Annotated in this window: 22 protein-coding genes; 11 read left to right on the top strand and 11 right to left on the bottom strand. The window is 61.0% G+C overall.

From position 1 onward, the window contains the following. From QZ638_RS03920 to QZ638_RS03910, 3 genes are all read left to right on the top strand, one after another. Positions 1 to 429 (top strand): molybdopterin dinucleotide binding domain-containing protein (locus QZ638_RS03920; RefSeq protein WP_295807124.1); only part of this gene is annotated, 429 nt, incomplete at its 5' end. 4 nt (positions 430 to 433) lie between these two features. Beyond that, positions 434 to 1,255: a formate dehydrogenase accessory sulfurtransferase FdhD gene (fdhD, locus tag QZ638_RS03915; protein WP_295807122.1), complete on the top strand. Its 822-nt coding sequence runs from the start codon at positions 434 to 436 to the stop codon at positions 1,253 to 1,255. Further along, complete coding sequence (locus QZ638_RS03910; RefSeq protein WP_295807120.1) at positions 1,245 to 1,490, top strand: formate dehydrogenase subunit delta; 246 nt, start codon at positions 1,245 to 1,247, stop codon at positions 1,488 to 1,490. Before fdhD ends, QZ638_RS03910 begins: the two co-directional genes overlap by 11 nt. 19 nt (positions 1,491 to 1,509) lie before the next feature. Here QZ638_RS03910 and QZ638_RS03905 read toward each other — a convergent pair whose 3' ends face one another. From QZ638_RS03905 to QZ638_RS03895, 3 genes are all read right to left on the bottom strand, one after another. After that, positions 1,510 to 3,858 (bottom strand): S8 family peptidase, encoded by a 2,349-nt coding sequence (locus QZ638_RS03905; protein ID WP_295807117.1) that lies wholly within the window; start codon positions 3,856 to 3,858, stop codon positions 1,510 to 1,512. Between the two features lie 95 nt (positions 3,859 to 3,953). Further along, entirely contained in the window at positions 3,954 to 5,006 is a 1,053-nt protein-coding gene (gene pyrC / locus QZ638_RS03900) for a dihydroorotase (RefSeq protein WP_295807114.1), read from the bottom strand. A 130-nt stretch (positions 5,007 to 5,136) separates the two neighbouring features. After that, a complete protein-coding gene (locus QZ638_RS03895) occupies positions 5,137 to 5,997 on the bottom strand; it encodes a MurR/RpiR family transcriptional regulator (protein WP_295807110.1) in 861 nt (286 codons plus the stop codon). A gap of 173 nt (positions 5,998 to 6,170) precedes the next feature. Between QZ638_RS03895 and murA the strand changes: the two genes are divergently transcribed. After that, positions 6,171 to 7,427 (top strand): UDP-N-acetylglucosamine 1-carboxyvinyltransferase, encoded by a 1,257-nt coding sequence (gene murA, locus QZ638_RS03890; protein ID WP_295807108.1) that lies wholly within the window; start codon positions 6,171 to 6,173, stop codon positions 7,425 to 7,427. Continuing rightward, complete coding sequence (locus QZ638_RS03885) at positions 7,424 to 8,317, top strand: N-acetylglucosamine kinase (RefSeq protein ID WP_295807106.1); 894 nt, start codon at positions 7,424 to 7,426, stop codon at positions 8,315 to 8,317. Before murA ends, QZ638_RS03885 begins: the two co-directional genes overlap by 4 nt. Positions 8,318 to 8,362: 45 nt before the next feature. Here the strand turns inward: QZ638_RS03885 and QZ638_RS03880 are convergent, their stop codons facing one another. Together QZ638_RS03880 and QZ638_RS03875 are read right to left on the bottom strand one after the other, a co-directional pair. Next, positions 8,363 to 10,288, bottom strand: a complete 1,926-nt coding sequence (locus QZ638_RS03880) for a long-chain-fatty-acid--CoA ligase (RefSeq protein WP_295807103.1) — start codon at positions 10,286 to 10,288, stop codon at positions 8,363 to 8,365. 207 nt (positions 10,289 to 10,495) lie between these two features. Further along, positions 10,496 to 11,047 carry a DUF924 family protein gene (locus tag QZ638_RS03875; RefSeq protein WP_295807100.1) on the bottom strand — a complete coding sequence of 184 codons (552 nt, stop codon included), beginning with the start codon at positions 11,045 to 11,047 and terminating at the stop codon, positions 10,496 to 10,498. Positions 11,048 to 11,275: 228 nt separating this feature from the next. On the opposite strand from QZ638_RS03875, the gene QZ638_RS03870 reads away from it, so the two are divergent. The 5 genes from QZ638_RS03870 to QZ638_RS03850 are packed head-to-tail and all read left to right on the top strand — an operon-like array spanning position 11,276 to position 16,558. Continuing rightward, the gene (locus QZ638_RS03870) at positions 11,276 to 12,871 is read left to right on the top strand and encodes an ABC transporter substrate-binding protein (RefSeq protein WP_295807097.1); all 1,596 of its coding nucleotides are present in this window, start codon (positions 11,276 to 11,278) and stop codon (positions 12,869 to 12,871) included. Positions 12,872 to 12,929: 58 nt separating this feature from the next. After that, the gene (locus QZ638_RS03865; protein WP_295807094.1) at positions 12,930 to 13,934 is read left to right on the top strand and encodes an ABC transporter permease subunit; all 1,005 of its coding nucleotides are present in this window, start codon (positions 12,930 to 12,932) and stop codon (positions 13,932 to 13,934) included. A gap of 2 nt (positions 13,935 to 13,936) precedes the next feature. Further along, positions 13,937 to 14,872 (top strand): ABC transporter permease subunit, encoded by a 936-nt coding sequence (locus QZ638_RS03860; protein WP_295807089.1) that lies wholly within the window; start codon positions 13,937 to 13,939, stop codon positions 14,870 to 14,872. A 1-nt stretch (position 14,873) separates the two neighbouring features. Then, positions 14,874 to 15,734, top strand: coding sequence for an ABC transporter ATP-binding protein (locus tag QZ638_RS03855; RefSeq protein WP_295807086.1), 861 nt, complete (start codon positions 14,874 to 14,876; stop codon positions 15,732 to 15,734). Then, the gene (locus QZ638_RS03850; RefSeq protein ID WP_295807083.1) at positions 15,731 to 16,558 is read left to right on the top strand and encodes a dipeptide ABC transporter ATP-binding protein; all 828 of its coding nucleotides are present in this window, start codon (positions 15,731 to 15,733) and stop codon (positions 16,556 to 16,558) included. Before QZ638_RS03855 ends, QZ638_RS03850 begins: the two co-directional genes overlap by 4 nt. A gap of 120 nt (positions 16,559 to 16,678) precedes the next feature. Here QZ638_RS03850 and QZ638_RS03845 read toward each other — a convergent pair whose 3' ends face one another. Beyond that, positions 16,679 to 17,599 carry a LysR family transcriptional regulator gene (locus tag QZ638_RS03845; protein WP_295807080.1) on the bottom strand — a complete coding sequence of 307 codons (921 nt, stop codon included), beginning with the start codon at positions 17,597 to 17,599 and terminating at the stop codon, positions 16,679 to 16,681. A 163-nt stretch (positions 17,600 to 17,762) separates the two neighbouring features. Between QZ638_RS03845 and QZ638_RS03840 the strand changes: the two genes are divergently transcribed. Beyond that, positions 17,763 to 17,942, top strand: a complete 180-nt coding sequence (locus tag QZ638_RS03840; protein ID WP_295807077.1) for a hypothetical protein — start codon at positions 17,763 to 17,765, stop codon at positions 17,940 to 17,942. A 101-nt stretch (positions 17,943 to 18,043) separates the two neighbouring features. On the opposite strand, the gene QZ638_RS03835 is transcribed toward QZ638_RS03840, so the two are convergent. From QZ638_RS03835 to QZ638_RS03815, 5 genes are all read right to left on the bottom strand, one after another. Continuing rightward, positions 18,044 to 18,481, bottom strand: a complete 438-nt coding sequence (locus QZ638_RS03835) for a universal stress protein (RefSeq protein ID WP_295807076.1) — start codon at positions 18,479 to 18,481, stop codon at positions 18,044 to 18,046. A 10-nt stretch (positions 18,482 to 18,491) separates the two neighbouring features. After that, the gene (locus QZ638_RS03830; protein ID WP_295807075.1) at positions 18,492 to 19,775 is read right to left on the bottom strand and encodes a TRAP transporter large permease; all 1,284 of its coding nucleotides are present in this window, start codon (positions 19,773 to 19,775) and stop codon (positions 18,492 to 18,494) included. Between the two features lie 15 nt (positions 19,776 to 19,790). After that, positions 19,791 to 20,381: a TRAP transporter small permease gene (locus QZ638_RS03825; protein ID WP_295807073.1), complete on the bottom strand. Its 591-nt coding sequence runs from the start codon at positions 20,379 to 20,381 to the stop codon at positions 19,791 to 19,793. Positions 20,382 to 20,457: 76 nt separating this feature from the next. Then, positions 20,458 to 21,477, bottom strand: a complete 1,020-nt coding sequence (dctP, locus tag QZ638_RS03820) for a TRAP transporter substrate-binding protein DctP (protein WP_295807071.1) — start codon at positions 21,475 to 21,477, stop codon at positions 20,458 to 20,460. Between the two features lie 542 nt (positions 21,478 to 22,019). Beyond that, complete coding sequence (locus tag QZ638_RS03815) at positions 22,020 to 23,660, bottom strand: ABC transporter ATP-binding protein (RefSeq protein WP_295807069.1); 1,641 nt, start codon at positions 23,658 to 23,660, stop codon at positions 22,020 to 22,022. Position 23,661: the final 1 nt, after the last annotated feature.

Here is a 23,661-nt window from a genome sequence, read left to right as displayed (position 1 = left end):
CGCTTCCCGCTGTTGCTGACCACCGGGCGCATTTTGAGCCAGTACAATGTCGGTGCGCAGACGCGGCGCACGGCGAACGTCATGTGGCATGACGAGGACGTGCTGGAGATCCATCCGCACGATGCCGAGCAGCGCGGCATCCGCGACGGCGACTATGTGCGGCTTGCCAGCCGTTCCGGCGAGACCTCGCTGCGCGCGCTGATCACCGACCGCGTGGCGCCGGGCGTCGTCTACACGACGTTCCACCACCCGGGAACGCAAGCGAACGTGATCACCACCGACTATTCCGACTGGGCGACCAATTGCCCGGAATACAAGGTGACCGCGGTGCAGGTGACGCCGTCCAACGGGCCGACCGAATGGCAGGTCGAGTACGAGGAACAGGCAAAGCAGTCGCGCCGTATCGTTCACGCGGAACCTGCTGAGTAGGCCGATGTCGCCGGAATCGCTGCGACCCTTCGAAAGGCAGTTCCGCCGCGCCGGGCGCGCGGGCTCCGGCCCGCGCATGCTGGCGGAGGAAACGCCGGTGGCGCTTTCCTATGGCGGCACAACGCATGCCGTGATGATGGCCACCCCGGCGGATCTCGAAGACTTCGCCCTCGGCTTCAGCGTCACGGAAGGCATCGTTTCCAGTGTCGACGAGATCGACACGGTCACCGTTCAGGAACTCGGCCCCGGCATCGACTTGCAAATTCGGCTGCGCGATGCAGCGAACAGGCGCTTCGAGGTGCGGCGCCGGCGGCTAGCCGGCCCTGTCGGCTGCGGCCTATGCGGCATCGAGAGCATCGACGAAGCGATGCGCGGTGTACCGGAAACGACGTCCACACGGCGCTTCAATGCCACCGAGATCACCGGTGCGGTCGGCGAGTTGCACGGTTTTCAAGCACTTCACCAGGCCACCGGTGCCGTTCACGCGGCCGGTTTCTATATTCCCGGCGAAGGCATTGTCGCCGCGCGCGAGGATGTCGGCCGGCACAACGCGCTCGACAAACTGGCAGGTGCGCTTTTGAAAGCCGGCATCGACGGCACATCCGGCGCGGTCGTCGTCACCTCCCGCGTGTCCGTCGAAATGGTCCAAAAGACTGCGGCCATCGGCGCGCCGCTCATCGCGGCCGTGTCGGCGCCGACGGCGCTTGCCATCCGCACGGCGGAGACTGCCGGCATGACGCTTGTCGCCCTCGTGCGGGGCGAGGAGTTCGACATTTTCACCCATCCCGAACGCGTGATGATTGGAGCGGCCAAACATGTCGCATGACGAAAAGTTCAAATCCGGCGACGAGCGCCTCGTTTACATGGCCAATCAAATTGCCACCTTCTTCGCCTCCCAGGCCAAGGAAGAACGTGTGGCGGGCATCGCTGATCACATCAACAAATTCTGGGAGCCGCGCATGCGCAGCCGCCTGGTCGAAATCATCGAACAGGGTGGCGATGGCCTTTCGCCGCTGGTCCTGGACGCGTCCGGGACGATCAACCGTCCCAAGGCAGCCTAGGTTCCATCCCCGTGCCGACCTAGAACGCTTTGCTCAGGCTTACGGCAAAATCCGCAACACCGTTTTCCGGCGCAGCGGCAAAGAAATCCATATTGGCGTTGACCCGCAAATCGAAGTCGTTGCGGGTGCGTTGGGTGTATGAGAAGCCGAACCGTACCGGAAAATCGCCCTCCGCGAGATCGACATCCGCCACCTCATAAGTGATCGCTCCCATCTTGCTACGTCCGACAGGAAGGCGTAGCGCCGCGTGACCCGTCAGTGCCTTGGGCTTCATGCCGGCGTAAAGTCGCGCATTGTCGACGGGCGTTACAAGCCCGGCCTTGTCCAGCACCACGCCACCGCTCGCATAGGTGAGCGCGCCATAGTCGACCAGCGTCCATGGCGCTTCCCGCGCATGGGCGACACCGAACTCGCCATAACCGGAGAGCGACCAGCGATAACCCAGTGGTGCGCTGAGTGTCAGGCCTGCGGAAAGCCGGCCATTGCTTTGCGCCATCGCGAAAGGGCTTTCTGTTTGCAGGCCGAAGAGCCCGCCGCGTGCGTGCCCCGCCGAAACCGTCAACTCGCTGACCAGACCCCTGCGCCGCGTCAAACGTGAAATCGCGAACTGCATCGCCTCGCCGGCGCTCGTCTCCGTCATGCTTCCCGCAAATTGCAGATGGGCATCCCGTCCAATCGGCATCAGACGAGAGAAAGCAAGACCGTTCTCGAACTCAGTGAACCCCTGGGAGAACAGGAGTTTCACCGAAGCGGTGTCACGCAGTTTCTGCAAGGCGGGGTATGGCATGTTGGCGAAGGCGAAGCCGAGCTTCTCCTGCTCTGCCATGAGCTGCTTTGCAAAGCCTGATCCTGCGGATGTCGGGCCCTCGCTTTCCGACGCAAATCTCGCGCCGTCCAGATAGAAATCCCCACCCAACGCATCGACCGCCATTAGAAGTCGGCTCGAAAGCGCTTTGGATATAGCGTTGCCGATTATCGGCGGGGTACCCGTGACGGCAGCGCCGAGAGGTGTCCGCGGGCCCGTGAACACATTTTCTCCCGATGCGATGGCCAGGCCGCCCACAGGTGAAAGCGCCGCTTTCATGTCCGGAACGCCGTGGCCGTACAATCGTGAATAGGCACGGCGAACACCGGGAGCGAAATCCGAGTGCCCCGACACGCTGTCTTGAAACCCGGTCCAGTCGCGCCGCGCGGTGGCGAGCAGGCGCGTGGTCCATTCCGCTGGCGAAAGATCGGGAAACGCCTGCGCGAGGATGGCGATTTCACCGGCGACCTGTGGTGCCGCATAGGATGTGCCGGTGCCAAGCGTATATGCCGTATCGGCTGCATCGGTCGGGATCCTCAGCGTTCCGTCGGCCACAACGCAATACCGCGCTGCCGACCCGCACGGTGCTGAGAGCAGATCGGCTTCGAGGATTGCGCCAGCATCGTCCACGGAAAAGAGGGCATTGCCCACCGCAATCCAGGCTTCGGATAACTCGGGCAGGAAATCGGGCAACGACGCCCAAGCGGCGGAATCCCCCAAACCCCGATTGTTGGAGTTGGCGAAAACGATGACGCCGCCTTGCTGAAACGCGTTATAGGCGTTGAACAATTCGCGCCATTCGCCGGGATCGCCTCCCTGGCGCATGGCGAGATGATTGGCGTAATCGGTTTCACCCGAGCCGGCGAAGTCGTCGACTTCGTTGTCCGCGCGCTTTTCGGATTCCCACCCCCAGGAATTGTTCTGTACCACGGCACCATGGTCACGCGCGTCCCGGGTGGCCATCGACAGATGCGCAAGAAGATCGCTGTCAAACACATCTCGCCATGAGGCGACATGAAGGCGCGCCGCCGGCGCGATGCCCATCATGCCCAGTTCATCCGCCTGCCCGGCTGCAATAGCGGCAACCGCTGTGCCGTGACTGTCGCGTCCGATGGTCCGCCCGGGTGCCGTGTGGCGGATAATCTCCTTGCCCGCCAATTCCTGATGCGTGAAGCGAAACCCATTGTCGACAACCGCAATTGTCTGGCCGAGGCCAACCAAAGGCTCGCCGTCCTGCCGCGTCGCCGTGTGGGCAATGTGAATGTTTTGCAATGCGTAAGCCGAACTGCCGGCGCAACCCGGATTTGTCGAGGTGGCGCAAAGCGGTTTCTCGCCGAACTGCAGACGAATGTGGTTCTCTTCCGCCTCCCCCGGGTCCGAGCGCAGAAACTCCGGGCTCAGCCGATAGGATTCCGCCTCGTCGCTGTGAAAGACCGGGTATCCCGTCACTGGCGACTGCGGCGGCGGAGAACCGCGCCCTGCATCCACCCGGCCACCCTCGTCACAGGCGACGAGAGTAAAGCCGGTAACGGCAAGAAAAGCGTAGGGGAAAGCACGGCCCATGGCGAAGGCGTTCCGTCGTCGTGTTTGACGGGATCAACGCGAAAGAACGCCTTATGTGCAAGACAATCCGGCGTTATGGGCAGCCACGATGCGCTTCAGCCGATTGGTTGATTGTCCACCGCCCAGTGCAGAGGGAACATGGGGTCGAAGACCGTGATCGTTCCATCGGCGCTGTAAACCGAATTGGGGAATTCGACCGGTGTCTCGCGGCGCACCAGCGTGATCGTCTCCTCGTTGGCAGGCAGGCCATAATAAGCTGGTCCATTGAGTGAGGCGAACGCTTCGAGCTTATCCAGCGCGCCTTCCTCCTCGAACACATGCGCCAAGCAGGACATGGTGTTGATGGAGGTGAAGATGCCCGCGCAGCCGCAGGCCGATTCCTTCGCCGGATCGAGATGCGGTGCCGAATCGGTGCCCAGGAAAAAGCGTTTGTCGCCCGATGTCGCGGCCTTCCGCAGCGCCAACCTGTGCTCCTCGCGCTTGGCGACAGGCAGGCAGTAGTAGTGTGGGCGGATACCGCCGGCCAGAATGGCATTGCGGTTGATGATCAAGTGGTGCGTGGTTAGCGATGCCGCGAGGTTCTGCTTTGCGCTTTGCACATAGTCGACGCCGTTCTTCGTCGTCACATGCTCCATGATCACCTTAAGCTCGGGCAGTCGCTCGCGCAGCGGATTGAGCACCCGCTCGATGAACACCGCCTCACGGTCGAAAATATCGATGGAGGCGTCCGTCACCTCGCCATGCACACACAGCGGCAAGCCGATCTCGGCCATTCGCTCCAGCACCGGCTGCACCTTCATGAGATCGCGCACGCCGCTCTGGGAATTGGTGGTCGCGCCCGCCGGATAAAGCTTCACCGCCGTGATTTGCCCGTCGCGGTGGCCCGCGGCCACATCATCCGCATCGGTCTGCTCGGTCAGATAGAGCGTCATCAGCGGCGTGAAATCGTGGCCCTCGGGCTTCGCCGCGACGATGCGGTCGCGATAGGCGAGCGCATCCTTCACCGTCACCAACGGCGGCACCAGGTTGGGCATGATGATGGCGCGGGCAAAATCGGCGGAGGAATGCGGCAACACCGCTTCCAGAACGGCACCGTCACGCAGATGCAGGTGCCAGTCGTCGGGGCGGCGGATGGTCAGGCTTTTCACGGAACGTCTACTCCGGACAGGAAAATTCGGCGCGCAGAAGCTGCGCTTTCCTTTTCCTTCGCCCATGCCGCGGTGGATTTCAAGTGGAGGAGCCGGCACGAGACCGCCCTCAAGGCCGTATAATGAAACGTCATTTCGCCGCCGGCATCTTCAACGCCGCAACCGACGCCTCGCTGTTGTGGACATAGTCATTGGCATCGCGCTGGCGCTGTAGGATCAGGATAAACAGGAAATCCATCAGCGTAAGCTGCGCGTCGCGTGAGGTAATGGCCGAGGAGCGCACACGTTCCTCGTCGGCCACCGTGTGCAGACGAATATCGGCGACGCGCATCAACGGGTTCTGCTGCAGTCCGGTTACGGAAATGACGCGAGCGCCACGCGCCTTGGCCAGTTCCGCTATGCGCACCGTCTCGATACTGGTGCCCGAATACGACAACGCGAAAAGCACATCGTCTTTGCCCAACGAGGAAACATTGGCCATCTGCACATGGCTGTCGCTGTCATGGAGTGCATTCCGGCCAAGCTTCTGCAGCTTGTAGGAGAAGTCGCGCGCCACCAGCGAGGACGCGCCCACCCCGGCAATGTGAACGCGCCGCGCGCCGTCGAGCGCATCCAACGCCCGAGCGATTTCGGGCTCGTGATTGGCTGCGATGGTCTGCTGCATGGAGAGCAGCTTGCTGCTGATCAGCTTCTGCGAAATCGTCGCATGGCTGTCGCCCATCTCGATGGTCGAGTGGATCATTCCCGGCGGCACCTGCCATTCCTGTGCCTTGGCCTTGCTCACTGCCAGTTTCAGTTCCTGATAACCGGCGTAACCGAGTTTCTGGCTGAACTTGACGACGCTTGATTGGCTGCGGCCGGTTTCCTCGGCAAGGGCCGCCGAAGAGAGACTGAGCACCCGGTCGGGATAGTCGACGATGAACTGGCCGATCTGACGGTCCGCCGGGGCCATGGACTCGAGCTGCGCGTCGATGATCTTAAGGACGGACATGACTTCCTTTCGCGAGATGCCGGGCGCGGGCAGTGAAACTAGAACAGTTTCCGGATCGTGGGAATCCCACAGGAATTGCACGATGGAATAATATATTCCCGCAAGGGCTTGATCAAAGGAATTCCTCAATAGAGACTGAGAAACTGCCAAACGGTGTTTCCGGAAGCATAATCATGGACAGACTGAAAATTACGGGCGGGCAGGCGCTCAGGGGCACGGTAACGATCGCCGGAGCGAAAAACGCCGCGTTGCCGCAGATCGCCGCCGCGCTTCTCAGTCCACATCCCGTTGCGCTGTCGAACCTGCCGCTTGTGTCCGATGTGGAGAACATGCTGCGCGTTGCCGAGCTTTACGGTGCGGCCGTAACGCGCAATGCCCATTCGGCAACCATCGATGCCGGCCTCGTTGCCGCCCGTGAGGTTTCCTACGAGACGGTACGCAAGATGCGCGCCACAGTGCTCTTTCTGGGGCCATTGCTCGCACGATTTGGCGAGGCGCGAGTCTCTCTCCCGGGCGGCTGCGCCATCGGCGCGCGTCCGGTTGACATGCATCTGAAGGCGCTCGAGATGCTGGGCGCGGAAATCGGCATTGAAAATGGCCTGATCGTTGCGCGGACGCCGAACAGCCTGAGAGGCACGAGAGTCATCCTGAGTTCGCCTTCCGTCGGTGCGACAGAGACCGCGATGATGGCGGCCACCGCCGCACGCGGTGAAACGGAAATCCTCAATGCCGCGCGCGAGCCCGAGGTGGCCGACCTTGCAGCCTGCCTGAACGCGATGGGCGCGAAGATCGAGGGAGCGGGAACGCACCGCATCATCATCGAAGGAAACACCGGATGGCGCGCGGCCGTGCATCAGGTCATCCCCGACCGTATTGAAGCCGGCACCTACGCGGTGGCTGCGGCCATTACAGGCGGGATGTTGGAGCTGGTGAACGCCCGCATGGAAAACCTTGCAGCCATGATCCAGGCGCTGGAGGTGATGGGCGTGAATGTGTGGCCGAGCGACCGCGGGCTGGTGATTTCAAGGAACGCACCGCTTCGCACCGCCGATCTCACAACCGAACCTTATCCCGGGTTCCCGACGGACCTTCAGGCGCAGTTCATGGCGCTGGCCTGCTGTGCCGAAGGCACGTCGCTGATCCGCGAGACGATATTCGAAAACCGCTTCATGCACGTGCCGGAGCTGACACGGCTCGGGGCCGATATCGCGCTGCAGGGCACCACCGCCGTGGTGCGGGGCGGCAAGCCGCTAAAAGGCGCCCAGGTGATGGCGACGGACCTGCGCGCTTCGGTTTGTCTGGTGCTGGCGGCGTTGGCCGCCAAGGGCGAAACCGTCATCAACCGCGTTTATCACATCGACCGCGGCTATGAGCAGCTCGATCGCAAGCTGGCGCTGTGTGGCGCGAAGATCGAACGGTTGCGGGCATGAGCGAGGGGCATATCCATTTTTACCTTGGGATCGACGGCGGCGGTACGGGCTGCCGGGCCCGCATCGAGGATACGCACGGAACGGTGCTCGGTCAGGGCCTTTCCGGACCGGCGACCACAAGGCTCGGAGTCGATGGGGCCTGGGCCTCGGTGCGGCGTGCTTTTGAGGCGGCCATCGATGAGGCTGGGTTCAACGAAAAGCAAATCGCCCGCATTCATGCCGGTGTCGGTCTTGCCGGCATGCGCCGCAAGGGCGCTATCGCAGCCTTTGAAGCCCTGCCGCATCGCTTTGCCCGCATCGTCTTCGCCAGCGACAGCGACACGGCCTGCCTCGGCGCGCATTCGGGCCTCGACGGGGCTATCGCCATTGCCGGAACGGGGTCGGTCGGTCTTGGGCTCGTGAAAGGCCGGCGGTTGCGCATCGGTGGTTACGGTTTTCCCATTTCCGACGAAGGCAGCGGTGCGGATATCGGCCTCAACGCCGTGCGCGCGGCACTGCAGGGGCATGACGGACGCATTCCTCTAAGCCTGCTGCTGACCGAAATCATGAACCGTTTCGATGACGACCCCGCCGAGGTGGTTGCGTGGATGGACCGGGCCTCGGCCACCGATTACGCAACCCTTGCGCCAATGGTGCTGCGCCATGCCGATCAGGGCGATGCCGCGGCACGGCGCATCGTGCAGGATGCGGCCGCGCAGATCGACATGCTGGTGCGCACCCTGTTCGATCAGAAAGCACCCCGCGTCACCCTGCTCGGCGGCCTGTCCGGGCCTCTGGAGCCCTGGCTTTCGCCCGATGTGCGCCGGCGCCTTAAACCGGCTGACGGTGACGCCGTGGACGGTGCGATCATCCTTGCGCGCCGGGCGGCGGAGGGACTGCCATCCCTGTAGGTCGCGTGGGAAGGCCCGCGGGAATCGGGCGGGCCTCGTTCGTTCTCAGCGCAGTTCCTTACGCAGTATCTTGCCGACATTGGACTTCGGCAGATCGTCGCGGAACTCGACATATTTGGGACGCTTGTAGCCGGTGAGGTTCTCCTTGCAGAACTTCTTCAGATCCTCTTCCGTAAGACTCTCATCCTTCCGGACCACGAAGAGCTTGGGCACCTCGCCGGAATGCTCATCTTCGACACCGACGATGGCTGCCTCGAGAACACCCGGATGATTGGCGATCACATCCTCCACCTCGTTGGGGAAAACCTTGAAGCCGGACACCACGATCATGTCCTTCTTGCGGTCGACGATGGTGACCTTGCCGTCTTTGGCCATGGTCCCCATGTCGCCAGAGCGGAAGAACCCGTCCTTCGTCATGACCTTCGCGGTTTCATCGGGGCGGTTCCAGTAGCCCGCCATGACCTGCGGACCGCGAATGCAGATTTCACCCACCTTGTCGAACGGCAGGTCCTTCCCCTTGTCGTCGCGGATGGTGACCTCGGTTGAGGAGATCGGAAAACCGATCGTGCCGGTGAATTCCTTTGCGTCGAAACGATTAACCGTGGCGACCGGCGAGGTCTCCGACAAACCGTAGCCCTGCGAAATGACGCAGCCGGTCAGCTTCTGCCAGCGTTCGGCGACAGCGCGCTGCACCGCCATGCCCCCACCGAAGGTTACAAGCAGGCTCTTGAAGGAGAGTTTGCGAAAATCTTCATTGTTGAGCAGCGCATTGAACAGCGTGTTGAGGCCTGGGAAAATGTGGAAGTCGTAGTTCTGCAGTTCCTTCACAAAGGCCGGAATGTCGCGCGGATTGGGGATCAGAACATTGTTACCGCCGAGTTTCATGCCCATCAGCGCATTCACCGTCAGCGCGTAGATGTGGTAGAGGGGCAGCGCACAGATCAGAACCGGCGCATCGGGTTTCGCCTTGCCGATATAGGCGCTGCGGAACCACAATTCGTTTTGAATGACATTGGCCAGCACATTGCTGTGCAGCAGCGTCGCGCCTTTCGAAACGCCGGTCGTGCCGCCGGTGTATTGAAGGAAGGCATTGTCGGACAGAGCGATGTCCACCGGCTTGAATCCGTGCGAGGTGCCACGCTTCACCGCATCGTTGAAGGAAACATGCCCCGGCAGCGACCAGTCGGGCACCATCTTCTTGATCCGGCGTACCACGAAATTGACAATGTATCCCTTGAGCCCCAGGAGATCGCCCATCGAGGCGACCACGACATGCTTCACAGACGTCTTGGAGGCAACAGCCTGTAGCGTATGGGCGAAGTTCTCCAGTATGACGATGGCCTCGGCGCCGGCATCGTTGAGCTGATGCTCCAGCTCGCGCGGCGTGTAGAGCGGATTGACGTTGACGACCACATATCCCGCCCGCAGCACCGCCATCATGGCCACCGGATACTGAAGCACGTTGGGCATCATCAACGCCACGCGCGCGCCGCGTTTCAACCCGAGAGATTGCAGATAACCGGCAAAGTGCTCGGAAAGCGTCTCCAGATCACGATAGCTGATCGACTTGCCCATGCAGGTGAACGCCGGACGGTCGCTATAGGTCTTGCAAGCGTCGACAAGCAAATCGCCCAGCGAAGTGTTGGGGAAATCCCCCATCTCGGCAGGCACGTCTTTCGGATAATGCTCGATCCACGGGCGGTCCTTCGCTGCCTTCGAACTTCCGGTCGCCTTGCGCGGTGTCGTCTTGCGGGCCGGCGCTTTGACGGGCGTCGTGGACTTCCCCGCCGGTTTCGCTGTCGATTTTGTCGATGACTTGGCCTTGGCCGGTGACTTGGTCGCGGATTTCGCCGCCGATTTCTTGGCCGTAGCCGATGCGGCCTTGCTGACCGCCTTGCCGCTCGTTCCGCCCTTAGCGGCGCGCGTGGTCTTGTCTTCGCCGTTGGCGGGCGTCTTTGCGCTTTTTGCCACCTGCTCCTCCCAGAAAGAAAACCCAGCTATAACGTTTACGTTCACGTAATACCAGACGCAACACAAACAGTCATACGACGACTGGACAAACGTGCAGCATCATGGCGGTCTCCAGCTTAAAAGCGGAGTGTATTGCGACAGCCCGGCGCTTCACAAGTGTGTTCGTAACGTCCGACCTGTGCGATGGAGTGGCAAGCGGCGACAATTTCATTGGCCGTAACCTGCATGTTCTCCCAGAAAAGCCAGTTCCTCTGGGCCACTCTCGCGGCCGAGCACGCGATTGCGATGCGGGAAACGGCCGAAACGGGCAACGATGTCACGATGCTCTATGGCGTATTTGAGAGCTTCTTCCTGGCCGAGCGACTTGAACAGCATGACCGCCCGCTCTTGGTCGGCAAGCACCTCGGAATGCATAAACGGCATATAGAGGAACTGTCGCTCGGGCTCGCTCATCCCTTCGTCGAACCCTTTCTCCACGGCGTGGCTGGCAACCCGCATGGCGAGTTCGTCCGAGGCGAAGGCACCTCGCTGGCGGCGATGGATATTCCGTGGAAACTGATCGAGCACGATAATGGCAGCGAGTGCCGCCTTCGGGTCGGCGAAAACGCTTTCGGGAAGATCTTCCATCAACTGTTCATGGAGCGTGGAAAAGCGCTCGCGTATCGCGGTGTCCGTTTCCTCGCTGACTGTGAACCAGTCCTTGGGCGTCAGCGTTTCAAACCAGAAGTCCAGAACCTCCTGATACCAATTAACGCTCATACGTTCTTCTCCTCGAAACGACGACACTGTTGCGGATATGGTTTTTCGCACAACCATACTACAAGAGCGAGAATGGAGTTTTATTGCATCCATTGACGCAGATTCGACAAATAATTGCATTTAAGGCGGTAAAGTGATCGAGGGAGTTCCCTCTCAATTCGAACTTTGCTTATATGCCAGCTTCCAGGGCCTCGGGAGTAGGCCCATGTGAGAATCAGGGAGACCTCAATGAAAAACAAACTGACCTTCGCGGCTGCGCTGTTGGCCGCCACGGTGCTGAGCGGCGCTGCGGGCGCCAAGACACTTGTCTATTGTTCGGAAGGAAGCCCGGAAGGCTTCGACCCGGCGCTCTATACCGCGGGCACCACGTTCGACGCATCGTCGAAGCCAGTCTACAACCGCCTCGTTCAATTCGAACCGGGCACCACCAATACCGTTCCGGGTCTGGCCGAGAGCTGGGAGATTTCGGACGACGGTCTCGAGGTTACCTTCAAGCTTCGTGAAGGCGTCAAGTTCCACACCACGGACTTCTTTACGCCGAGCCGCGATTTCAACGCCGACGACGTGTTGTTCTCCTTCAACCGCCAGCTCCAGGAAGACCATCCCTACCACGCTTATGTTGAAGGCGCGTCCTGGGAATACTTCAACGGCATGTCCATGCCGGATCTGGTGAAGTCCATCGAGAAGGTCGACGACTACACGGTCAAATTCGTCCTGAACCGTCCGGAAGCGCCCTTCATCGCCAATCTGGCCATGGATTTTGCCTCCATCTTCTCGAAGGAATATGCCGATCAGCTTTCCGAAGCCGGCAATCTTTCGGACCTGAACCAGAAGCCGGTCGGCACCGGCCCCTTCCAGTTCGTCGCTTATCAGCCCGACGCCGTGATCCGCTATAAGGCGCATCCGGATTACTGGAATGGCAAGCAGCCGATCGACGATCTGGTGTTCGCCATCACCACTGAGGCTTCGGTGCGCCAGCAGAAGCTGATCGCCGGCGAGTGCCACATCACGCCTTACCCGAACCCGGCCGACATCGAGAGCCTGAAGGCAAACGAAGCGCTGAAGGTCGACGAACAGGAAGGCCTGAATGTGGGCTATCTCGCCTACAACACCAAGGTCGCGCCCTTCGACAATGCGCAGGTCCGCAAGGCGCTCAACATGGCGATCAACAAGGAAGCCATTCTCGACGCCGTGTTCCAGGGCGCCGGCCAGGCGGCCAAGAACCCGATCCCACCGACAATGTGGTCTTATAACGACGCGGTCGAGGATGACGCCTACGATCCGGAAGCATCCAAGAAGATGCTTGAGGAAGCAGGCGTGAGCGACCTTTCCATGAAGGTCTGGGCGATGCCCGTTCAGCGCCCCTACAACCCGAATGCGCGCCGCATGGCCGAGCTGATCCAGGAGGATTTCTCCAAGGTCGGCGTCAATGTCGAGATCGTCTCCTACGAATGGGGTGAGTATCTCGAGCGCTCCAAGGCGGAAGACCGCGACGGTGCGGTGCTGCTCGGCTGGACCGGCGACAATGGCGACCCGGACAACTTCCTCGCCGTGCTGCTCGGCTGCGACGCCGTGGGTGGTTCCAACCGCGCGCAGTGGTGCAACGAAGAGTTCGACGGTTTGATCCAGAAGGCCAAGACGCTCTCCTCGCAGGAAGAACGCGCCGAGCTCTATGAAGAGGCCCAGCTTGTCTTCAAGCGCGAGGCGCCGTGGGCAACCATCGCTCACTCGGTCGTACACATGCCGATGCGCAAGGAAGTGACCGGCTACAAGATGGACCCGCTTGGCGGTCACGCCTTCGAGGGCGTCGACATCGCCGAATAGGCCCCTTCACCGAGAACAGGAACCGGCGGCAGCGTGAGCTGTCGCCGGTCGTGCATTGATGCTTCGATTCTTTATTTCCAGGCTGGCACTGTTGATCCCCACCTTCATCGGGGTCTCGATCGTCGCCTTTTCCTTCATCCGCCTCCTGCCCGGCGACCCGATCATGCTTTTGGCCGGCGAACGCGGCATGAGCGAGGAGCGCTATCAGCAGCTCCAGGCGCTCTACGGCTTCGATCAGCCGCTTTTCGTGCAGTATTTCAACTACATGACGGACTTGCTGCAGGGCGATTTCGGCACCTCCATCGTCACCAAGCGGCCGGTGCTTCAGGAGTTTCTGACGCTGTTCCCGGCGACGATCGAGCTGTCGCTGTGCGCCATCATCGTGGCGATCGCCGTCGGCGTTCCGCTCGGGGTGATCGCCGCCGTCAGGCGCGGCTCCTGGCTCGACCAGACAGTCATGGGCGCCGCTCTCGTCGGCTATTCCATGCCGATCTTCTGGTGGGGCCTGCTGCTTATCATCTTCTTCTCCGGCATTCTCGGCTGGACACCGGTGTCGGGCCGCATTTCGCTGCTCTACTTCTTCCCGCCGGTTACGGGTTTCATGCTGATCGACAGTCTTCTTTCGGGTCAGGCGGGCGCGTTCAAATCGGCGCTGTCGCATCTCATTCTGCCAACCATCGTTCTGGCCACGATCCCGCTTGCGGTGATCGCCCGTCAGACACGTTCAGCCATGCTTGAAGTGCTGGGCGAGGATTATGTGCGCACCGCGCGCTCCAAAGGCCTGCCGCCGCGTCGTGTGATTGGCCTTCATGCACTGCGCAACGCACTCATTCCCGTGGTGACCACGATCGGCCTGCAGGTAGGTGTCCTGCTTGCGGGCGCCATCCTCACTGAGACGATCTTCTCCTGGCCGGGCATCGGAAAGTGGATGGTCGATAGCGTGTTCAAGCGCGATTATGCCGTGGTGCAGGGCGGCCTTCTGCTCATTGCGGCCATTATCATGATCGTGAACCTGATCGTGGACGTTCTCTACGGTCTGATCAATCCGAGAATCAGGCACTGACCATGACCTCGACAAACACAAAAGATCCGAACGCCGCCGTCGGTCTCGAAGGCGGCACGGTCATCGCGGTCACGCGGCGCGCCCGCCTTGCCGAGTTCTGGTATTATTTCAGCCAGAACCGCGGCGCCGTGATCGGCCTGTATGTTTTCCTCGCAATCGTTGCAATCGCGCTTCTTGCGCCTCTGATCGCGCCGCACAGTCCCAGCCTGCAGAACCGTGGCTTTTTCCTGCTGCCTCCAGTCTGGCAGGAAGGCGGCAACTGGTCCTTCCTTCTCGGCACCGACGCGGTGGGCCGCGACGTGCTCTCGCGGCTGATCTACGGAGCGCGCTTCTCGCTGTTCATCGGCGTGGTGGTGGTATCGGTCGCCGTTTCCGTGGGCATTCTGGTCGGCCTCATCGCCGGTTATTTCCGCGGCGCGGTGGACACGGTCATCATGCGCGTGATGGACATCATTCTTGCCTTCCCGTCGCTGCTTCTGGCGCTGGTTCTGGTCGCCATTCTTGGGCCGGGCCTCGTCAACGCGATGATCGCCATCGCGCTCGTCCAGCAGCCGCACTATGTGCGCCTGACGCGCGCGGCGGTGATGTCCGAGAAGGGGCGCGACTATGTGACCGCGGCACGCGTTGCCGGCGCGGGCAACATCCGGCTGATGTTCAAGACCATCCTGCCGAACTGCACCGCGCCGCTGATCGTGCAGGCGGCCCTCTCCTTCTCGACGGCGATCCTCGATGCGGCGGCACTCGGCTTCCTGGGCATGGGCGCGCAACCGCCGACGCCCGAATGGGGCACGATGCTGGCCGAGGCGCGCGAGTTCATCCTGCGCGCCTGGTGGGTCGTCACCTTCCCCGGTCTCGCCATCCTGATCACCGTGCTGGCCATCAACCTGATGGGCGACGGTCTTCGCGATGCGCTCGATCCCAAGCTGAAGAGGTCGTGACATGAGTGATGCTCTTCTCGACATCCGCAATCTGAGCGTCGAGTTCGAGACGGCGGGCGGCACGCTGCGTGCGGTGGATGGCGTTTCGCTATCCGTCGAAGCGCGCGAGGTGCTGGCCATCGTCGGCGAATCGGGCTCGGGAAAATCCGTGTCGATGTTGGCGGTCATGGGGCTTCTGCCCTGGACGGCCAAGGTCACGGCGGACGCCATGACCTTTCAGGGGCGCGATATTCTCAACCTGTCCCCCGCCGAACGGCGCAAGATCGTCGGCAAGGACATTGCCATGATCTTCCAGGAGCCGATCGCCAGCCTCAATCCGTGCTTCACGGTGGGCTTCCAGATCGACGAAACGCTCAAGATGCACACCGACCTTTCGGCGCGCCAGCGGCGTGACCGGACGGTCGAACTCTTCGAGGCGGTGGGCCTGCCCAATGCGGGTGACCGGCTGGCCTCGTTTCCGCATCAGATGTCGGGCGGCCAGTGCCAGCGCGTGATGATCGCGATGGCAATAGCCTGCAATCCCAAACTGCTGATCGCCGACGAGCCGACCACCGCGCTCGACGTGACGATCCAGAAACAGATTCTCGATCTTCTGGTGTCGATCCAGGCCGAGAAGAACATGGGTATGATCATGATCACCCACGACATGGGCGTGGTGGCGGAAACGGCCGATCGCGTGATCGTGCAGTACAAGGGCAAGAAGATGGAGGAGGCCGATGTGCTTTCCCTCTTCGAAAAACCCCAGCATCCCTACACCAGAGCACTGCTTTCGGCCCTGCCGGAGAATGCGACAGGCGACCGCCTGCCGACCGTCTCCGATTTCGTGTTCGATGAAACCCCGCAGACGGGAGCCCGTCCATGAGCGAGATCGTCCTGGAAACGCGCGGCATCACGCGCGACTATCACATAGGCGGCGGTTTCTTTGGAAAGGGCCGCACCATCAATGCCCTGAAGGGCATCGACCTCAAGGTCGAGAAGGGCAAGACGTTAGCCATCGTCGGCGAATCGGGATGTGGCAAATCCACCCTGGCCCGCATCATGACGATGATCGACGCCCCGACTTCGGGCGAACTCCTGATCGACGGCAAACCGGTGGAGATTGGCAGTAAGGGCGTCGATTCGGAGATGCGCCGCAAGGTGCAGATCGTCTTCCAGAATCCCTACGGCTCGCTGAACCCGCGCCAGAAGATCGGCGACGTGCTGATGGAACCCTTGATCATCAACGAGAAGGTCCCCGTCAAGGAACGGCGCGAACGTGCCATGGAGATGCTCTTGAAGGTCGGCCTGCAGGCGGAGCACTTCAATCGCTATCCGCACATGTTCTCTGGCGGCCAACGTCAGCGCATCGCCATCGCGCGCGCACTGATGCTCAGGCCGCGCCTGTTGGTTCTGGACGAGCCGGTCTCCGCACTCGACCTTTCGGTGCAAGCCCAGGTTCTGAACATTCTGGCCGATCTGCAAGAGGAATTCAGCCTCACCTATGTCTTTATCAGCCACGACCTATCGGTGGTGCGCTATATCGCCGACGAAGTGATGGTGATGTATTTCGGCGAGGCCGTGGAATATGGAACACGCGACGCCGTGTTCTCAGACCCGCAGCACAATTACACCAGGACGCTGTTTGCCGCGACGCCGCGCGCCGATGTGGACAGCATAAGAAAGCGGCTGGCGGATAAAGCGGCCTGAAGAACGGCAGCCGGGCACACATCCGCGCGCGACAGTCGAGAAGAAGCCCGGGGTCGGCAGAGCCCCGGGCTTCTTAGAATCATAAGTTTATCCCCTGAGTGCGCTTGCTGCAGTGGGTTCTTAAGGGCTCTTCGGCAGCGCATAGCCCGCCTCCTGTGCCCAGCCCACATGCTCGCTCGCCTTCTCGAGAAGCCAGGTGCGCATGGCCATTGCCGAAGGACTGACCGGTCCCCGCGACACTGAAGACAAATAGTAGCTGTTGCGGCCGGCAACGGAGGGTCCGCAGGGGCGCACCAACCGGCCATCGCGCAACATGGCCGCCGCCGTGACATCATCGCCAAGCGCCACCCCGAGCCCACGCGCCGCTGCTTCCAGGCAAAGCTGCGTTCGGTGAAAGATAAGATGGCCCGATGCGGCGCTGAGGGTCGTGCCCTGCCGTCGCAAAAGCTCATCCCACGTATTCACACCACGGTCGTAGATCAGCTTGTTGGCGATCAGCCCATGGCTGCGCACATGCCCGGCGTGCTCCGGCGCGCAAACGGGGAAGATCGTGAAATCCAGAAAAGGCTCGCGCGAATAGCCCGGCACGTCGAGCCGCCCCCAGGTGAGCGCCAGATCCGTGTCGGGCGCGATTGTGCGCGGTGGCTCAGGATAAGAGCGCAGTTCTAGCTCGATGCCGAGCGTTTCCAGCACCTCTTCGGTGAGCAACGGCATGAGCCACAGTGCGGCCAGATCCGAGTCGGATTCAAGCACAACCCGCCCCTTGGCGTTGCGGCTCGCGCGCGTGCCGGTATCGAGAGAAATAAGCATCAGCGCATCGGCGACGATCTCCGCATAGCGTGCCCCGCCTGGCGTGAGCGCCACCTGCCGATGCCGTCGCTCGAACAGCGGCATGCCGAGCTCGGTTTCGAGATTCTTGATGTAGCGGCTGACCGATGCATGCGTGACGCCGAGCTCTTCGGCGGCGCGCGAAAAGCTCTGATGCCGGGCAGCGGCATCGAAGGCCCTGACGGCGTTGAGATTGGGCAAACGCTGGCGCATGATTCAGTGTAACATAAACGCACACAACAAGAAGAATAATTTCTATTGTGTAAAACGACCGCATACCCCAAATAGGAACTGTAGCGTTGGGTTGACCGGCCCCAAACCGGTGGCACAGCGCGGCAGACTCTCTACATTTCAAATCCCTCTCGAGGAGGTTCTGATGTCACACTACACTGTGGGCGTTGGTTCCAGCCCTGAATTGCAGCGCTATGCGCGGCAGGCGGACAAGGCCCGTTCGACGATTCTGAAACACGCACTGGCCGCACTTGGAACGCGGATCGGGCATATCTGGCGCAGGCCCACCGGCACGCCGCCAATCGGTGGAGCCGATCCGGTTTGACCCTGCCAGAACAGAGCGCCGAATCGCTTTTGGAACACGACGCATAAGGGCCGGACCCGCTGATGGGATCCGGCCCTTTTCATTTGCGGAACTGCGTGTGTCTACACAACCATGACCGGGCAATCGGCCAGGCTCGTGACCTTGTGCGACACGCTGCCCAGCAAATACCCTTCCAGATCGCCCAACCCACGGCTGCCGAGAACGATAAGGTCCGCCTCGCGGTCTTTGGCAAACTTGACGATCGTGCGCGCCGGCTGGCCGTTCTTGACGAAAGCGCGAGGGCTTTCCGCTCCCAGTTCCAACGCCGCCTTCTTGGCCGCGTCGGCAATCTCCTTGGCATGCTCGCGCATGGCGTCGTCGAGATTCTGGGGGTCGTCGGGCCTCACCATCGACATCGATGCCTCCAGAAGACTGTGATGGCGGAACACGGTGAGCATCATCAGCTCGGCGCCGGTGGTTTTCTGCATCTGAACGCCCATCTCGAGCGCCTTCAATGCGTTTTCCGAGCCGTCGACGGGGACGAGTATCCTCTTGAACATCGAGCTCCTCCTAATCGAATGCCAGGCTGGGCAGGAACAGGGCGATCTGCGGAATGAAGATCAGCGCCGCGGAAACGCCCAGCAGGATGAGCGTAAACGGCGGAATGCCGCGGATCACATCCATATACGGTCGCTTGAAGATGGCGATGGCCGTGAAGATGTCACACCCGAAGGGCGGCGTTGCAGATCCAATGGCCACCTGCAATGTGATGATGGTGCCGACGAGTACCTTGTCGAGCCCCACCGAATCGACAACCGGCGCGAAGATCGGCACGAGGATCAGTATCACGACAATCGGGTCGACGAACATGCAGCCGATGAAGAAGGAGACCGAAATCACGGCAAGAACCATCTTCGGCCCCATCTCGTCGATGCCGATGGCGCCCAGAATCTCCTGCGGGATCTGCGCGAAGGAAATCACCCAGGAAAAAGCCGTGCCGGCGGCGACGAGAATGAACACCACCGCGGTGATCAGGCCGGTCGACTTGGAAATCTTGTAGATGTCGCCAAGGCTGAGCGAACGGAAGATGACCAGTTCCAGGAACAGTGCATAGGCAACGCAGATGGCCGCCGCCTCTGTCGGACTGACAATGCCGCCATAGATGCCGCCGACGATGATCACCGGGAAGAACAACGGCCAGATGGCCGCGCGCACCGCAGCCACCCGTTCGTTCCACGGCGCTTTGGGCTCCGTCGGCACGCCTTTGACCGTGGCATAGATGATGCAATAGGCGGAGAACAGAACCAGAAGCAGAAGCCCCGGGCCGATACCCGCGATGAACAATTCGGCGATCGAGGTTTTGGAGACCACGCCATAGATGATCATGCCGATGGACGGCGGGATCAGGAAGGCGATATCGCTGGCATTGATGATAAGCGCGAGAACGAAGGAATCGTTGTAACCGGCCTTCAGCATGCGCGGGCGCAGCGGCGATCCCACCGCCACCACCGTGGCCTGGGTCGAACCGGAAACGGCGCCGAACAACGTGCAGGCGGTCGCGGTGGAAACCGCGAGGCCGCCCTTGATGTGACCGATGAACTTCATGACCATGTCGATTAGCCGGTCGGCCGACTGGCCGCGGGTCATGATGTCGGCCGCCAGGATGAACATGGGCACCGCAATCAGCGATGCCGGACGGATCCCGGCCAGCATCTGCTGAACCATGAAATCCATGCGGTCGAAGCCGCCGAACAGGCCGTAGAAACCATAGGCCGAGCCCAGTATGAGCGGGATCATCATCGGGAAGCCGAACAGCAGCAACACGATCATGATTGTGGAGATTTTGAGTGTCATGGTCGCTTGTCCCGCTCAGATCTCGATTTCGTCTTCGTCATATCCCTCCAGCACGTGGGTGGAGAGATAGATGTCCCGCTGGACGACGTTCTTCACCGCGGTGAGCGTGTACTGCACACCCGTTATGAAAAAGCCGATGGGAACCCAGAGATAGATCCAGTAGACGGGGATCTGCATAGCCGGAAGCACGCGGCCGGACCTGGCCACATCGCCGATGTAGCCGATGGCGAAATAGCACAGTGCGAACATGGTGATGGACGTGATCACCGTGATCACGATCATCAGCACCTTGCGGGTTTTCGACGGCAGGGCATCGTAAAGCGCCGACATGCGGATATGGCGACCGTGACGCGCCGCATAGCCGATACCGGCGAATGTAATCAGGATGATGAGGATGCGGTTGAGCTCCTCGGAAAAAAAGATCGTGCTGCCGATTGCGCGGCTGACCACATTGGCGATGGTGTTGATCGCCATGAGCATGACGCCGAGCGCGAGCATGATCGATTCGATGCGGCTGATGACGGTGTCGAAAATTCCGAGCGCGCCGGGCAAGGTGGACTTGTAGGCGTCCTTGGGCGGTTCGGGGGTTTCGTCTGCACTGCCCATCTTCGTTCCCCTCAGTGAGATGGCAAAGCCCCCGCGGCCGGAAAAGCCGCGGGGTTCGTTGTTTTGTGTTGGGCAGTTACTGTGTCGCTGCCTTCAGGTCTTCCTTCATCTGATCGAGGATCTTCTGGCCGCTATCGCCCGTCATCTCGATGAACTTCGCCTCGACCTGGGCTGCGGCTTCCTTGAAGGGTCCGCGCTGTTCCTCGGTCAGGTCGCTGATGGTCATCTCGGGCTTGGCTTCCTTGATCTTCGCCAGCGAGTCTTCACTCAGTCCCTTCTGGTACTCGAGAATATGCTCGAATGCCGCTTCGGACGCGCTCTGGATGAGCTGCTGGTCTTCCTCGCCCAACCCGTCATAGAACTCCTTGTTGGCCATGACGGCGGTGGTGAAGTTGTTGTGGCCGGTGAGCGTGATGGCGCCGGTCACTTCGTACATCTTCGTGGACTCGACCCAGAAAAGCGGGTTTTCCTGGCCCTGAATAATATTGGTCTGCAGACCGCCATAGACCTCGCCCCAGGGAAGCGGCGTCGGCGTCGCACCGAATGCCTTGTAGCTTTCCACCAGAAGCGGGTTGGTCATGACACGGAACTTCACCTCGTTGAGATCGGCGGGTTTCTCCACCGGCTCCTTGGTGTTCATCACAACTTCGCCCTCGGGGAACATCTTCAAGAGCTCGAGCCCCTGCTCCGCGTAAAGCTCCGGGAACATTTCGTTGATGGCCTTGGAGTTGCGGAAGAACTCGCCCAGCTCCTCGGATTTCGCCGGCAGGAGATAGGGCACGAAGAAGACCTGCGCTTCGGGAATAAGCGCACCGGTAAAGCCTGGCGACTGATCGACAAACTGCAGAATGCCGGCCTGTGCCTGCTCCATGATATCGGCGGATTCGCCGAGCGTACCGAACGGGAAGAGCTGGATCTCGTGGTCCGAATTGGCCTCGATCTCTTCCTTGAACTTCTGGGCATAAACACCCTGCACGTCCGTCATCGCTTCTTCGAAGGCGTATTTCCAGGTTTCCGCCTGGGCGGCAACGGCACCGGCCAACACGATAGCGGTGCTGGCAAGGCCGGCCATTACGCGGGATTTGATGGAACGCATTCTGTTCTCCTCTGGTCTTTTGACAAACTGGTTAGGCAAAAAAGTAAACGCCCTTTTGCCGATTTGCGGCAGAGGGCGAACGTTCTTACACAAACGTCTTCAACTGGCTGGAAACCAGCCAGGCACGGTCGCGATTCCGCGTAAACGTGCTTTTGCCGGGAATTTACGACGCCGTTTCTTGCTGCGCCCAAGAAGCAGGGGGAACGATGCAGCACTCACCAAATCCGGGGCGATAATCGCCCGCTGTCGGCAGAGCGAACGCAAATAACCACACCGTGCCGGTGTGGCTCCCTCGTTCATGCCAATCATTTGGAGTGCGTTCAAACGCCCCTCCTTAGCTCCCTGTCGTCGTTCGACTTGGCCAGCGTGAAACAGACACGCGGCAGAGTCAATCGATTGTCAAATCGATTGTTTCCCTGATCGAAACGGCGGGAGCGGAGCAAAGTTCCACAACACGCGAAACTTTTTGTGTTCAGCTGCAATGAATCGCGCGCGAAACCCGCGCCGAACCGCCTGCATTCCGCAAACGGACCCGTTTGACACTAGACGCGCGCGGCTGCCTGACGGCTCAGGACTTCCCTGAGATTGAAGGCGGCCTCCATCAGATCCTTCGTATAATCGCTCTGTGGATTATCGAAGACCTCCCCTGTGGGTCCCTCCTCAACGACCTTGCCGGACCGCATGACGATCGCGTAGTCGGACAGCGCCTTCACGACGGCCAGATCGTGGCTGATGAAGATGAAGGACAGGTTGTGGCTCTTCTGGATGCGGCGCAGCAGTGTGATGATTTGCTTCTGCACCGAGCGGTCGAGCGCCGAGGTCGGCTCGTCGAGCACGATTACGGTCGGCTTTAGGATCACCGCGCGCGCGATGGCAATGCGCTGGCGCTGGCCGCCGGAAAATTCGTGCGGGAAACGGTTGCGCATGGACGGGTCGAGCCCGACCTCCTTCAACGCCTCTATCGCCCGCTTGTCGCGTTCGCGGCCAGACAGGCCAGGCTCGTGGACCAGCAGCCCCTCGGTGATGATCTCGCCCACCGTCATGCGGGGGCTGAGCGAACCGTAGGGATCCTGAAACACCATTTGCAGGTTGCGCCGGAAGGGACGCATCGCCGCCCGATCGAAGCCCTGGATCGATGTGCCCTGATAGACCACCCGCCCCTCGGAAGGAAGCAATTGCAGAAGCGCGCGACCAAGTGTCGACTTGCCGGAACCCGACTCCCCGACAATGCCTATGGTCTGACCGGCACGCAACGTCAGCCCGACATTCTGCACCGCCTTGATTTCATAACCCGGGCCTGAAAGAAGCCCGCCCTTGATGGAGAAGGTGACGCACACATCCCTGGCGTCGAGCAGGATCGGTTGATCGTCACCGACTGGCGGCTTGTGGCCTTCCGGTTCCGCCGCCAGCAACATCTTCGTGTAGTCCTTCTGGGCCCGCTGAAAGATATCGGCGGTCTCGCCCGTTTCCACCACGCGCCCCTTCTGCATCACATAGACCCGGTCGGCGAAGGCCTCGACAATGCCGAGGTCGTGTGTGATGAAAAGAATGGCCATGCCGAGCTTCTTCTGAAGCTCCGCCAGCAAGCCGAGGATTTCGGCCTGGATGGTTACATCGAGCGCCGTCGTGGGTTCGTCGGCGATCAGCAGATCCGGATCGTTGGCGAGCGCCATTGCAATCATCACGCGCTGACGCTGACCGCCGGACATCTCGTGCGGATACGACTTCATCCGCCGTTCCGGATCGGGGATGTGAACGAGTTTCAACAGTTCCAGCGCGCGCTTGCGGGCCGCCGAGGCCGAAAGCCCGCCATGCACTCGGATCGGCTCACAAATCTGCCGCTCGACCGTGTATAGCGGATCGAGCGAAGTCATGGGTTCTTGGAAGATCATCGTGATCTTGGCGCCGCGGATCTTGTTGAGCTTCGATCGCGCGAGGCCGATGAGCTCCTGGCCGCGATAGGTGACGGAACCGGAGACGGAACCGTTGGCGGCCAGAAGCCCCATGGACGCCATCATGATCTGGCTCTTGCCAGATCCGGATTCGCCCACGACAGCCACCGTCTCGCCGGCGTTGATGTGCATGTCCACGCCCCGTACCGCCTCGACGGTGCCGTCGGGTGTGTCGAAGGTCACGCGAACGTCGCGGAAGTCGAAGATGGGCTCTTGATTCTGCTGCTTCATC

Source organism: uncultured Nitratireductor sp., from assembly GCF_913053745.1.
Taxonomy (GTDB): domain Bacteria; phylum Pseudomonadota; class Alphaproteobacteria; order Rhizobiales; family Rhizobiaceae; genus Nitratireductor.
The sequence above is the reverse complement of the archived record's forward strand: the minus strand, read 5'-3'. Positions and strand labels throughout refer to the sequence as shown.